At 67.1% G+C, this 13,310-nt stretch carries 13 protein-coding genes; 12 read left to right on the forward strand and 1 reads right to left on the reverse strand.

Annotated features, from left to right (window positions below):
• Window positions 1–34: 34 nt before the first annotated feature.
• The 9 genes from JX001_RS07330 (at window position 35) to JX001_RS07370 (ending at window position 8,369) form a co-directional block, all read left to right on the forward strand.
• On the forward strand, window positions 35–2,734 hold the full coding sequence (locus JX001_RS07330; protein ID WP_205682919.1) for a transcriptional regulator: 2,700 nt from the start codon (window positions 35–37) through the stop codon (window positions 2,732–2,734).
• Between the two features lie 81 nt (window positions 2,735–2,815).
• Window positions 2,816–3,487, forward strand: a complete 672-nt coding sequence (locus tag JX001_RS07335) for a hypothetical protein (protein WP_205682920.1) — start codon at window positions 2,816–2,818, stop codon at window positions 3,485–3,487.
• Window positions 3,487–3,912 (forward strand): hypothetical protein, encoded by a 426-nt coding sequence (locus JX001_RS07340; RefSeq protein ID WP_205682921.1) that lies wholly within the window; start codon window positions 3,487–3,489, stop codon window positions 3,910–3,912. Before JX001_RS07335 ends, JX001_RS07340 begins: the two co-directional genes overlap by 1 nt.
• 163 nt (window positions 3,913–4,075) lie before the next feature.
• Complete coding sequence (gene ssb, locus JX001_RS07345; RefSeq protein ID WP_017504124.1) at window positions 4,076–4,573, forward strand: single-stranded DNA-binding protein; 498 nt, start codon at window positions 4,076–4,078, stop codon at window positions 4,571–4,573.
• A gap of 10 nt (window positions 4,574–4,583) precedes the next feature.
• A complete protein-coding gene (locus JX001_RS07350; RefSeq protein WP_205682922.1) occupies window positions 4,584–5,039 on the forward strand; it encodes a thiol-disulfide oxidoreductase DCC family protein in 456 nt (151 codons plus the stop codon).
• Window positions 5,036–6,337, forward strand: coding sequence for an SDR family oxidoreductase (locus JX001_RS07355; protein WP_205682923.1), 1,302 nt, complete (start codon window positions 5,036–5,038; stop codon window positions 6,335–6,337). The genes JX001_RS07350 and JX001_RS07355 overlap by 4 nt, the downstream gene beginning before the upstream one ends.
• Complete coding sequence (locus JX001_RS07360; RefSeq protein WP_205682924.1) at window positions 6,334–6,804, forward strand: DUF2269 family protein; 471 nt, start codon at window positions 6,334–6,336, stop codon at window positions 6,802–6,804. The genes JX001_RS07355 and JX001_RS07360 overlap by 4 nt, the downstream gene beginning before the upstream one ends.
• 63 nt (window positions 6,805–6,867) lie before the next feature.
• Complete coding sequence (locus JX001_RS07365) at window positions 6,868–7,806, forward strand: DMT family transporter (RefSeq protein WP_205682925.1); 939 nt, start codon at window positions 6,868–6,870, stop codon at window positions 7,804–7,806.
• Between the two features lie 29 nt (window positions 7,807–7,835).
• Window positions 7,836–8,369: a DUF1003 domain-containing protein gene (locus JX001_RS07370; RefSeq protein ID WP_205682926.1), complete on the forward strand. Its 534-nt coding sequence runs from the start codon at window positions 7,836–7,838 to the stop codon at window positions 8,367–8,369.
• A gap of 39 nt (window positions 8,370–8,408) precedes the next feature.
• On the opposite strand, the gene JX001_RS07375 is transcribed toward JX001_RS07370, so the two are convergent.
• On the reverse strand, window positions 8,409–8,984 hold the full coding sequence (locus tag JX001_RS07375; protein ID WP_205682927.1) for a superoxide dismutase family protein: 576 nt from the start codon (window positions 8,982–8,984) through the stop codon (window positions 8,409–8,411).
• A 122-nt stretch (window positions 8,985–9,106) separates the two neighbouring features.
• On the opposite strand from JX001_RS07375, the gene gyrA reads away from it, so the two are divergent.
• Genes gyrA through coaD form a run of 3 tightly spaced genes read left to right on the forward strand, consistent with a single transcriptional unit; the run spans window position 9,107 to window position 13,297 of the window.
• On the forward strand, window positions 9,107–11,884 hold the full coding sequence (gene gyrA, locus JX001_RS07380) for a DNA gyrase subunit A (RefSeq protein WP_205682928.1): 2,778 nt from the start codon (window positions 9,107–9,109) through the stop codon (window positions 11,882–11,884).
• Between the two features lie 34 nt (window positions 11,885–11,918).
• Window positions 11,919–12,758 (forward strand): aminotransferase class IV, encoded by an 840-nt coding sequence (locus JX001_RS07385; protein ID WP_205682929.1) that lies wholly within the window; start codon window positions 11,919–11,921, stop codon window positions 12,756–12,758.
• A 53-nt stretch (window positions 12,759–12,811) separates the two neighbouring features.
• Entirely contained in the window at window positions 12,812–13,297 is a 486-nt protein-coding gene (coaD, locus tag JX001_RS07390; protein ID WP_017504115.1) for a pantetheine-phosphate adenylyltransferase, read from the forward strand.
• Window positions 13,298–13,310: the final 13 nt, after the last annotated feature.

Here is a 13,310-nt window from a genome sequence, read left to right on the forward strand (position 1 = left end):
GACGCCATCGCAGGATAGGGTCGGAGCCGTCTGAATGATCAACAACAGCTATCTGCTGGGTCTTTACGGGGTGACGACGGACACGTCGTCGTCGGGCTTCGGCACGGGTGCGACGGTCAAGGCCAAGAAGACCCAGCCGACAGCCCCCTGGTCCTCGACCACGACGCCGGCGAAGGCCAGCGACCTCGTGCGGGCCGCTCTGGGCGGGCGCCGGTTGATCGACGAGGGCAATGTCAGCCTGGATCTCGCAGGCGCCTCGACCGACTATCGCAAGATGTTCGCCCTGTATCAGGGGCTGACGACGCTCGGCGCCCTGGCCGATCGGGCTGGCGTGAAAGGGATTGCTTCGTCCGAAGCGACCCTTTTGGCGAAGCGCTTCGGCGACGGCCTGGCGGAGATGTCAGCCTATCTCAAGACCGCCAGCTTCGAAGACGTCCGGCTGGTGCAGGGGGTGGCGAAAACTTCGGTCAAGAGCACCTATGCGCTCGAGCGGGCGCCGACCAGTTTCGTCACCGCGCCCGTGCACGACGGCGATCCGACCGCCTCGGTCAAGGCGTTCGAGGGGGAAGTGAAGTTCTCCATGACGGTCAAGACCGCAACGGGCACGCAAACGGTCGACCTGGACCTGGCCGAAATGGGGACGTCCGATCGGTCGATGGTCAATGTCGTCGATTACATGAACGGCAAGCTGGAAGCCGCAGGCGTCGCCACGCGCATCGCGTCCCAACGCATTCCGGCCGAACCCAAGACATTCAAGAGCGGGACCAAGACGATCACCCTGCCGGCCGGGCCGGACAAATGGGCGCTACAGGTCAACGGCGGAACAGGCGAGGCCCTCAGCTTCCAGGCCGCGGACACCTCGGACGCCGTCTATGTGACCCAAGGGGTCGGCAAGACCGGCGCGGGCCAACTGCTGAAATTCCAGGCCGACGGCGGCGCAGCGCCGGCGGCCCAGCAAGGGGTGGACGATCCGTTCTGGGTCGAGGGCAGGGTGGGGCACGCCGATCTGCCGGACGGCGTCGCCGCGGTGAAAGCCAGCGCCGTGGCGCCGGATGGCTCGGTCTGGCTCGTCGCCGAACTGACGGCGGGCGACGCCAATCAGCCGATCAAGGGCGCGCGTGATGTCGCCCTGATGAAATACGATTCCGCCGGCAATCTGATGCAGACCAAGCTGCTGGGCGCCGCGTCCAGCGCCAACGGCTTTTCCATCGCCATCGACGGCGACGGGCGGGTCGCCCTGGCCGGATCGGTGACCGGGGCGCTGGAGCCGGGCAAGAGTGGCGATGACGCGGCTGTCGCCGACAGTTTCGTTTCGGTATTCGACAGCTCGGGCCAGGAACTCTGGACCCAACGTCGCGGGGCTAAGGCGGCGGACGAGGCGACCGAGGTGCGCTTCGGCGCCGACGGCGTTGTCTATGTCGCCGGTCGGTCCAAGTCGGGAATGCCGGGCAGTGCGGCTTTGGGCGGCTGGGATTCCTATCTCCAGGCCTTCCGCGAGCAGCCGATCAAGATCAACGGCCCGGATGTGGGCGTGAACATCTCCACGGCGCAGTTCGGCACGGGCGGCGACGATTCCGTTCAGGCCATGACGGTGTCCGGCGCCGATCTTTATACGGCGGGCGTCGAGAACGGGAAGGCGGTCGTGCGCCGCTTCACCCTGGACGCCGAAGGCGTGCCGAGCCTGGCCTCGACGCGCGACCTCGGCTACGCCAACGGCGCCATTGCCGGCATATCGGTCGAGAACGGCAAGGTCGTCGTGACAGGCCACACCGAAAACGCAGCGCTCGATATCGGCACGGTGACCAACGCCCACGCCGGCGGCAGCGACGTCTTCATCGCCACCTTGTCCGCCGATCTGCAGGCCGCAGGTAGCGACCAACTGACCTATTTCGGCGGGGCGGGCGCGGACACCGCCGCCGATGTCGCCATCAAGGACGGCAAGGTGTGGATCACCGGCACGAACCGGGCGGAGGGCGCAGGCAAGGACGATCCGACGTCCGGCTATCTGGCCCAGATCGACCTTGCGAGCGGAGCCGTCCAATCCAATCGGACCTGGCGCGCGGATGGCGACCAGGCCAAGCCGACCAGTTTGAGCATCGCGGCAAACGGCGCCAGCGTGCTCGATCGCCTCGGTCTGCCCCAAGGCCAGATCATGCAGGCCGACTCCAAGCTGCTGACCGTCGCCACCTCAGCGCGGGTGGGGGATCAGTTCTCGATATCCCCCGCGAGCGGCGGCCGCGCCGTGACGGTGACGATTGACGCCAAGGACACGTTGGAAAGCCTGGCCAAAAAGATCAACGCCGCCTCCGGCCGTCAGCTGGAAGCCAAGGTCATCACCGACCTGAAGACCAAACCTGTCGTCCAGAGGCTGGAGATCAAGACAGCGGCCAACAGGGAGGGGGCCATCATCTCCGCCGGCGCGATCGGCAAGGACGCCCTGGGCGCGCTGGGTCTGACGCCCGGCTTCGTCGGTCCGGTCAAGCCGGACAAGGATGCGATGAAGACCTTTGGACTGAACCTTCCGAACACTCTCAGCCTGAACGATCCGGCCTCGATCAAGGCGGCGATCGATTCGCTGGCCCAGGCCATGACGGCGGTACGCTCTTCCTATCGCGCCCTGGCGCCGTCCACAGGCGCCATCACCAACACCCAGACCGGCTCCGGCTCGTCGACCGCCTATCAGCAGACCCAGCTGGCCAACTATCAGGCCGCGCTCAGCCGCCTTATGGCCTGATCGCGATCGGGACCGGTCAAGGCGGTTGACGCCTGAGGTCGGGTCGGGGTTATTGGCCTCCTCATCCGCGAAAGCCCGTTCATGGCCCTTCCGAAAGACAACCGCGTCATCCTGTTGGTCGGCGCCGGCGCGGCGATCGTCGTCGCCGTCGTGCTGGCCCTGATCTTCACGGGCGGCGGCGACAAGACGCCGGAGGCGCCGCCGGCGTCCAAGGGCGGTCTGGTCGTCAATCTGGCCGAGGCGCCGACGCTGGAGCCGACGCGGGAACTGCGCTGCTTCGTCGATGGTCAGTTCGTCGGCATGGCGACCCTGGCGGTCTGCGCCCAGCGCAATGGCCTGGCGACGGATGCCCTGGACGTGGGTCTGGACGCGACCGGCGCGCTGGCCGCCGCACCGACTGCGGCCTTCGCGCCTCCGCCCCAGCTGCCCTCGGTTGAAATGGCCGAGACCCCGCCGCCGACGGCCGTTGAACAGACGCCCGCACCCCGTCCGACCCCCGCGGTCAGCGGCAGCCCCTGCCTGCGGCACACCGGCTCCGACTGGCGCACCCTGTCGCCGAACATGAGCCTGAACGCCTGCGTCCAGGCGCTTTACGCCGGAACCTGCGTGGGTCCGGGCGACGCCCAATATGGCCGCTGGGGGGACATGACCCTGCGCCTGGTGCCGAGGCGGGTGGAACAGTCGGGCGATAACGCCCGTTTCAGAACCCTGGCCGAGCAGGATCGCAACTGCCAGTTTCCCGGGATGAATTGATGCGTCTTGTCGTTCTCGCCGCCGCCGTCGCTGGAACCGCCCTGCTGAGCGGCTGCTCCAACGAACCCAAATATGAGTTCGCCCAGGGCGCCTGCTACTTCGTGGCGACGCCGGACAATGCGCCGCCGCGTTTGCAGAAGATCGCCGACAACCAGCCCCAGCTCGAACAATGCGCCGCGCGGCTGGAGGAGATGCGCCTTCGCTTCCTGCGCATGGGCGGATCGAACCAGGAAATCGCCGGTGCCTACCAAGGGCGGTTCATCTTCGTGGACCGCGAGGGGGTCAAGATCGGCAAGAGCCTGAACGGCAGCCGCTTCTTCGCCATGGCCCGCACGGGCGACGGCCGTCTGGCCATCCCCGGCGCCATCCAGCGCGACGAGACGGGCCGTCCTATCGCCATCGCTGCGGACCCCGCCGCCAAGTAGGACTTGAAGAGCGTGAACAAAGGTGGAACATTTCGTTAATCCACCGGTTTGGCGGGTGCGATGTCAAAAGCGGCTGGCGATAAGGCGTCGCCCCGGTCAGACATCGGACTGAATTGACGGGGCGGGCGAAGTCGTCGCCGCCTCACACGAGAAGGAAGTTTCCATGGCGGGCAGCGTCAACAAGGTCATTCTGGTCGGCAATCTGGGGCGCGACCCCGAAATCCGCTCCATGCCCAACGGCGACCGCATCGCCAACCTGTCCATCGCCACTTCGGAAACCTGGCGCGACAAGTCCTCGGGCGAGCGCAAGGAAAAGACCGAATGGCACCGGGTCGTCATCTTCAACGACAACATCGTCAAGGTGGTCGAAAACTATGTGAAGAAGGGCTCGACCGTCTACATCGAGGGCGCGCTGCAGACCCGCAAATGGACCGACCAGCAGGGCGTCGAAAAGTATTCGACCGAGATCGTCGTCAGCCGCTTCAAGGGTGAACTGACCATGCTGGGCGGCCGTTCGGAAGGCGGCTCGTCGGGCGGTGGTTACGGCGGCGGCGGTGGTCGCGGCGATGACGACTACTCCTCGGGCTTTTCCACCGGCGGCGCGAACAAGCCGAGCGGCCCCAAGGAAAGCTACGACCTGAACGACGACATCCCGTTCTGAGGGCAGACCGTTGGGGCGGGGGCCTTACAGTTATCGTGAGGATCCCGCCGTTCCGGCCTTTCCGGACGACCGGCCCCTGGTTCTGTTCGATGGCGACTGCGCGCTCTGCTCCGGCTCGGCGCGCAAGATTCTGAAGCATGACAGGGCAGGGAGGGTCCGGCTCGCGCCGACGCAGTCGCCTCTGGGGCGGGAGCTTCTCGTGCACTACGGCGTCGATCCCGACGATCCCTATACGATGCTGTTGATCCAGGACGGCGTGGCGCGCGAGCGGTCCGACGGCGTTCTGGGCATCGCCGCCCTGCTGCCGCCGCCCTATCGGCTGGCTGTCGTCGGGCGGATCGTGCCGCGGATCCTCCGCGACACCCTCTATGACTTTATCGCGCGTCGCCGCCGCCGGTTTCCCGGCGCGGCCTGGTGCGCCATGCCGCCAGAAGGCGCCGATCTGACGGACCGGGTGCTGGGATGAGTGGACGCGTGCTGGTGCTGGGGGCCAACGGCTTCATCGGCTCGCATGTGGCGGCGGCCCTGTCGTCGGCCGGCTGGTCCGTTCGCGCCGGGGCGCGCCGCATCGCCGAACCCGCCCGTCGCGCGCCGACGTTCGACTGGGTCGTCGCCGACTTCGCCAAGCTGACGACACCCCAGGCCTGGGCGCCTCTGCTGGTAGGCGTGGAGGCGGTGGTGAACTGCGTCGGCGTGCTTCAGAATGGGGCCGGCGACAGCACGCGCGCCGCCCATGTCGACGGCCCACGCGCCTTGATCGCGGCGTGCGAGGCGGCGGGCGTGCGGCGGCTGGTGCATATCTCCGCCGTCGGCGCGGACGACGAGGCCGGCACCGACTACGCCCGCACAAAGGCCGAGACCGAGCGGATGATCGATGCCAGCGGGCTGGATTGGCTGATCCTGCGGCCGTCGCTGGTGGTGGACCGCGCGGCGTTCGGCGGCACCGGACTCATCCGGGCGCTGGCGGCGTTTCCACTGTTCAGCCCGGTCGTGGGCGGCGACCAGATTTTCAGCCCGATCCCGCTGGGCGACCTGTCCGCCGCCGTCGTCGCGGCGTTGAAACCCGCCGCGCCGTCGCATCGGACGCTTGATATGCCGGGGCCGGAGCCGGTGACAATGGTCGAGACAGTGCGCCTGTATCGCGGCTGGATGGGGTTGAGCCCGGCGCCGGTGATCCGCGTTCCGCGTGTCCTGGCCGCGCCCGCCCTGGCGATCGGAGATCTGCTGGGTCGGCTGGGCTGGTCCTCGCCGATCCGCACGACGGCGATCAAACAGATGGATCATGACGTGTCCGGCCGCGACAGCGGCTGGGCGCAGGCGCTTGGCGTTTCGTCGCGCGGGTTCACCCGCTTTCTGGCCGAGACCCCAGCCTCGGTTCAGGACGTCTGGCACGCGCGGCTCTGGTTCGTACGGCCGATCTCCATCGTGACCCTGGGCCTGTTCTGGCTGATCACCGGCCTGATCAGCTTCGGCCCGGGTTGGGATCGCGCCGTCGCCATCCTGCATGAGGGCGGTTACGACCTCATGGCCGGCCCCATCGCCTGGTGGGGCGCGCTGCTGGACGTGGTGCTGGGACTGATGCTGTTCGTGCGGCCGTGGACGGCGCGGGTGGCGATCTTCATGTGGCTGGCCACCGTCGGCTATCTGACGGCCGCGACGCTCAGCCTGCCGCACTTCTGGATCGATCCGCTGGGACCATGGCTCAAGGTCCTGCCGATGATGGCCCTTTGCCTGTTCGTGGCGGCGACGGACGCGCGCCGATGACCGCCTATGTGCTGCTCAAGATCGTTCACATCCTGTCGGGCGCGGTGCTGTTCGGAACAGGCGCCGGCATCGCCTTCTTCATGCTGCGCGCTCACGCGACAAAGGACGCCAGGACCGCCGCCGAGGTCGGCCGCATCGTCGTTCTGGCTGATTTCGTCTTCACCGCGACCGCCGTGGTGATCCAGCCGATCAGCGGCCTGGGCCTGATCCATCTGCAGGGCTGGTCCCTGACCAGTCCGTGGCTGCTGGCCGCCTATGGGCTTTATGTCCTGATCGGCGTCTGCTGGTTGCCAGTCGTGTGGATCCAGTACCGGATGATGAAGCTGGCCGAACGTGCGGCAGGGGAGGGCGCCGCCCTACCATCCGCCTATCATCGGCTGTTCCGTTGGTGGTTCGCCCTGGGCTGGCCCGCCTTCGCCGGCGTCCTGGCCATCTACTGGCTGATGGTCGCCAAGCCGGATTTCTGAGCGGAAACCTGAGGTCATCCAAAGTGAGCCGACGCGGCGGGCGGGCCGTGTCATAGGGCGGTCATGACCGACGTCCGTTCCGAATTTGCGCCTGCGCCCGCGCCGCTGCCCAAGAGGCCTCACGCTCTCACCGGGCTGGAGATCGCCGCCATCGTGGCGATCATCGTGGTGTGGGGCGTCAACAACGCCGGGGCCAAGCTGGCGACGCAGGAGTTGTCGCCGCTGTTGGTCGGCGCCATCCGGTTCGGCATCGCCACGGCCTGTCTGATCGCCTTCGTGCGGCCGCCCTTCCCGGACTGGAAGAGCCTGATGCTGATCGTCATCATCGGCGGGCCGATCCAGTACGGCCTGGCCTACACGGCCTACTGGCTGGCGACGGACGTCAGCCCCGTGACCGTGGCCAACCAGCTTTGGATCCCCTTCACCACCCTGTTCGCCTTCCTGATCCTGGGCGAGCGGCTGTCAAAGGCGGCCTTGGTCGGCATGGGCGTGGCCTTCGTCGGCGTGGCGTGGATGACGCTGGACGCCCATGCGCTGCAGGACTGGAAGGCCATTCTGGTCGCCATCGCGGCCGGCGCCGCCTGGGGCGTGACCACGGTGGTGGCGCGCCGCACCACCTCCATCCCGCCGCTGAAGATGCAGGGTCTGCTGGCGCTGGGCGCCTTTCCCGTCATGGCCTTTGGTTCGGCGGTGTTCGAGCATGGCCAGTGGGAGGCGGTGAAGAGCGCTACGCCCATGGTCTGGGCCTCGTTGCTGTGGGCGGGCGTCGTGTCGTCCGTGCTGGCGACCACCCTGCTGTTCTGGCTGGTGCAGCGGCGCGAGGCGGGGCGGGTGACGCCCTATCTGCTGGTCACGCCGGTGGTGTCGATGTTCATCGGCTGGAGCTTCATGGGCGACATCCTGACGCCGCAGATTCTGACGGGGTCGGCCATCACCATGGGCGGGGTCGCCCTTGTGGCCCTGGCCGAACGGGGCTTGCGCGCCGGCGCCGCCAAGGCTTGATCTGTTCCTGATCGTATCAGGAGCCCGCCATGCACCACGCCCCCCTCGACGCCGACCACGTCTCCCGCCGCTGGCTGGGCAAGGCGAAGCACGATCTTCCGGCGAACGAAGCCGTCGTCGTTCAGAGCACCGCCGATCGTCGCCCCGTTTCCGAAGACATCAACGAGACCTTCGACGACCGCCAAACCTTTGGAGAGCGGCTGGCCGATCGGGTTGCGGCCTTCGGCGGTTCGTGGCCGTTCATCATCGCGTTCGGCGTCTTCCTAGCGATCTGGACCGGGCTGAACCTGCTGCTGCGCAAGGAAGCCTTCGACCCCTATCCCTTCATCTTCCTGAACCTGGTCCTGTCGATGCTGGCGGCGATCCAGGCGCCGGTCATCATGATGAGTCAGAACCGCCAGGCGGCGAAGGATCGACTGGATGCGGGCAATGACTATCAGGTCAATCTGAAGGCCGAGATCGAGATCATGGCCCTGCTGGAAAAGGTCGAGCACATGACCGCCCTGCAGGAGGAGCAGACCGAACTGATCCGCCGTCTGCTCGCACAAAAAGAGACCCGCTGAACGCTGTCCAGCGGGCCATCTTCTGTCTCGTAGAAAGACTTAGCTTGCGCTGAGCGCGGCGCAGGCCACCCGGTCGCCGGCGCCACCGATGGGCTGGGTCGAATGGTCGTCGGGGTTGGCGTGGATGATGATGGCCGAGCCGTCGGCGTCCCACAGCCATTGGCCGGGGCCTTCGGACGAGATCCGGGCGCGGGTCGTGAACAGCTCGGCGTTCACCTTGCCGTCCGCACCGGCCCAGACGTTGGGCAGGTCGCCGTCGTCCGGCCCGGCGGCGTTCAACAGGCCGTGCGGGGCCTTGGGCTCGCCGTGGTTGATGTGGGCGCCGGAAGAGGTGAAGGGCGCGGCGCATTCGCCGGTCGCATGGATGTGGATGCCGTGCCAACCGGGCGTCAGGCCTGAAGCCTCGATCTTCATCAGTAGGCCGGTCGGCCCCTGACGCAGGTCGACGCGGCCGATATTGGCGCCGGAGGCGTTGATCAGAACGGCCTGTCCCGTCGCGCCGACGGGCGCGCGTTCGACGGCCGCTTGGGGCGCGTTTCCGGTCGCGGCGCAGGCGGTTGTCAGGGCCAAGGGGGAGGTGAGGAGAAGGGCGGCGGCGAGGCGGGTGGCGCGCATGTCGAAAGTCCTTTCAGAGACGGGCTTTCACGGCGACGTCGCTTTGCCACCGAGGCCCTGGAATGCTAGAAATCGTCACAGCGGATCACGTTCCGATTCCGGCCGCATAAAGCCACGCTTCATTGACCGACGACAGCTACGAAAACGCCGCATCTCCGATCGTTCCGGGAGGCGGCGGCTCCGACATTTCCACGATCACGATCGAGGACGAACTGAAGCGTTCGTACCTCGACTACGCCATGAGCGTGATCGTCTCGCGCGCGCTTCCCGACGCCCGTGACGGGCTGAAGCCGGTTCACCGTCGCATCCTGTATTCGATGCACGACCTGAACATGACGCCGGAGCGCAGCTATTCGAAATGCGCCCGCGTCGTCGGTGACGTGCTGGGCCGGTTCCACCCCCACGGCGACGCTTCGGTCTATATGGCCTTGGTGCGGATGGCGCAGCCGTTCTCGATGGGGCTGATGCTGGTCGACGGTCAGGGCAACTTCGGTTCGGTCGACGGCGATATGCCCGCCTCGATGCGTTACACCGAGGCCCGGATGGCCCCGGCCGCCGTCGCCCTGATGGCCGACATCGACAAGGACACGGTCGATTTCCAGCCGAACTACGACGAGAAGGAGCTGGAGCCGGTCGTTCTGCCGAGCCGGATCCCCAATCTGCTGGTCAACGGCGCGGGCGGCATCGCCGTCGGCATGGCGACCAACATCCCGCCGCACAATCTGGGCGAGGTCGTGGATGCGGCCCTGGCCCTGCTGGATGATCCGAACGTCACCGACGACGCCCTGCTGGACATCGTGCCCGGTCCTGACTTCCCGACCGGCGGCGAGATCATGGGCCGCACTGCCCCGCGCAACGCCCTGCGCGACGGTCGCGGCTCGGTCGTCGTGCGCGGCCGCGCCTCGGTGGAGGAGATCCGCAAGGACCGCGAGGCCATCGTCGTCACCGAACTGCCCTATCAGGTCAACAAGCAGACCCTGATCGAACGCATCGCCGAAATGGTGCGCGAGAAGCGGCTGGAAGGCATTTCCGACGTTCGTGACGAATCCGATCGTCAGGGCATGCGGATCGTGATCGAGCTGAAGCGCGACGCGTCCGGCGACGTGATCCTGAACCAGCTGTGGCGCTATACCGCCATGCAGAGCTCGTTCGGCGTCAATATGCTGGCGCTGAACCACGGCCGGCCCGAGCAGATGGGCCTGCGCCAACTGCTGCAAATCTTCCTCGACTTCCGCGAGGAAGTCGTCGTCCGTCGCGTCAAGTTCGAGCTGAACAAAGCCCGTGATCGCGGCCACGTCCTGGTCGGTCTGGCCGTCGCCGTCGCCAATATCGACGAGGTGATCCATATCATCCGCTCGTCGGCCGATCCGACCGAGGCGCGCGAGCGGCTGCAGGCCAAGGCCTGGCCCGTCGGCGACATGATGGCCCTGGTCGAACTGATCGCCGATCCGCGCAGCGTTGTGATCAATGGCGACAGCCTGAAACTGACCGACGAACAGGCCCGCGCCATCCTGGCCCTGACCCTGTCGCGTCTGACCGGCCTGGGCCGCGACGACATCTTTGGCGAGGCGCACGGCCTGGCCGACACCATCCAGGGTCACCTGACCATCCTGTCGGACCGCAAGAACGTCCTGGCCATCATCCGCGACGACCTGATCGACGTGAAGGATCGGTTCGCCGTTCCGCGCCGCACCCTGATCGGGGAAGGCGACGGGGAGATGGAGGATGAGGACCTAATCCCGCGCGAGGACATGGTCGTCACCGTGACCCACGGCGGCTACGTCAAGCGCGTTGCCTTGAACGCCTATCGGACCCAGCATCGCGGCGGCAAGGGCCGCAGCGGCATGTCGATGAAGGACGAGGACGCCATCACCGGCGTGTTCAGCGCCTCGACCCACACCCCGGTCCTGTTCTTCGCCACCAACGGCAAGGCCTACAAGCTGAAGACCTGGCGTCTGCCGCTGGGCAATCCGCAGTCGCGGGGCAAGGCCTTCGTCAATCTGCTGCCAATCGAGCCGGGCGACAGCATCATGAACGTCCTGCCTCTGCCAGAGGACGAGACGACCTGGGGCGACTACGACATCATGTTCGCCACCTCCAGCGGCGACGTGCGGCGCAATAAGCTGTCGGACTTCGCCACCGTGAACCGCGCCGGCAAGATCGCTATGAAGCTGGAAGGCTCTGACCGTATGGTCGGCGTCGGCCTGTGCACGGCCGACGACGATGTGCTGCTAACGACGGCGCTGGGCCGCGCGATCCGGTTCAAGGCCGACGACGTGCGCGTGTTCAAGGGCCGGGACTCCACCGGCGTCCGGGGCGTGCGGCTGCAGGATGGCGACGAGGTCATCTCCATGGCCATCCTGGGCCGTGTGGATGCGACGCCGGAAGAACGCGCCGCCTACGTCAAACACGCCAACGCGATGCGCAAGGCCCTGGCCGGCGCGGAAGCGGAAGAGGATGCCGCAGCCCCGGTCGAAGCCGAAGACGAGGTCGCGGATGCGGCTCTGACGGTCGAGCGGATCGCCGAACTGGGCGCCGCCGAACAGTTCATCCTGACGGTCACTGAAACCGGCTTCGGCAAGCGATCCTCGGCCTATGAGTATCGTCGTACGGGTCGCGGCGGCCAGGGCCTGACGGCTCACGGCCTGGGCGGTCGCGCGGGCACGCGTCTGGCGGCGGCCTTCCCGGTCGAGGAGACGGACGACCTTCTGCTGGTCACCTCGGGCGGTCAGATGATCCGCACGCGCATCGACCAGGTCCGCATCGTCGGCCGCTCCAGCCAGGGCGTCACCATCTTCCGCACCGGCAAGGATGAAAAGGTCGTCTCGGTTGAACGTCTGCCGGAAAGCGGCGGCGCGGATGATGCCGATGTCGGCGGAGAAGACGGCGGCGAGGCCTGATCCGCCTCCGCGCAGCAGAGCAGGGAAGGGTCGTTTGAGCGCGACGATTCTGATCGACGGCCTTCCCGCCACGCCTGACGACCTGGCGCACCAGGCCTTGGTCAACTACGGCGCCTATACCTCCTTCCGCGTCGAGGATGGCGCCGCGCGCGGCCTCGACCTCCACCTCGCGCGTCTGGAGCAGGCCGCCGTCGAACTTTTCGGCGAAAGCCCCGGCGAGGCGGAGTTCCGGCGTCTGATGGCGCTGGCCGTCGCCGGCCGAGACGCCTGCTGGCTGCGTGTCAGCCTGTTCTCGCCGGAGGTCGGTCATCGCAACCCGACCTATGTCGGCCGACCGAAGGTGATGACCAGTGTCTCTCCTGCGCCGCCGCCGCTGGCGAACCGGGTGCGGATCACCGCCATGCCCTATGAGCGCGATGCGGCGCATCTGAAGCATCTCGCCACCTTCGGCCTGATTTGGGCCCGCCGCGCCGCGCGCGCCGCCGGGTTTGATGACGCCCTGTTTTTGGAGCGTGAAGGGCGAGTGTCAGAGGGCACGCTGTGGAACATCGGCTTCGTCCAAGGCGACCGGATCGTCTGGCCCCAGGCCCCGATGCTGGCGGGCGTAACCCAGGCCTTGATCACGCGCGGGCTGCGCGAGGTCGGGCTGACCCGTGAAACGCGGCCGATCCGTCTCGACGAGATCGGCGCCTTCGACGGCGCTTTCCTGTGCAACAGCGCCACGCCCGTCTGTCCGATCACCGCCATCGACGACGCCACCTTCGCCAATGATCCGGTCCTGCTCGCCAAGGTCGCAGCGGCGTGGAGCGCCCAGGCGCCCCAGCCCATCGCGGATCGCGACGATGACGATGGCGTCAGCCGGCTAGGCCGCTGATTTCGCACCTGCTAAACGACGCTGACGCCACGCGACAGGCCGGGGAGACACGCATGCGCATCGGACTTTATCCGGGCACCTTCGACCCGGTGACGAACGGGCATACCGACATAATCAAGCGCGCGCTGAAGCTGGTGGACCGACTGGTCATCGGCGTGGCCCAGAACGACGACAAGGGGCCGCTGTTCTCCACCGCCGAACGGGTCGAGATGCTGAAGGCCGAGATGGCGCCCCTCGGCGGCGACATCGTGGTCCAGCCGTTTTCGACCCTGCTGATGCATTTCGCCGAAGAGCTGGACGCCAGCGTCATCATCCGGGGTCTGCGCGCCGTCGCGGACTTTGAATACGAGTTCCAGATGACGGCCATGAACCAGCGCCTCAATCAGGACATCGAGACCGTATTCCTGATGGCCGATCCGCGCCATCAGGCGATCGCCTCGCGGCTCGTCAAGGAGATCGCCCGACTGGACGGCGCGATCGACAGTTTCGTCAGCCCCGCCATCGCCGAGCGCGTGCGGGCCAAGGTCAAGAACGGTTAGGGTAGACAAGACC

Origin of the sequence: Brevundimonas fontaquae (genome assembly GCF_017086445.1) — a bacterium.
Classification (GTDB): domain Bacteria; phylum Pseudomonadota; class Alphaproteobacteria; order Caulobacterales; family Caulobacteraceae; genus Brevundimonas; species Brevundimonas fontaquae.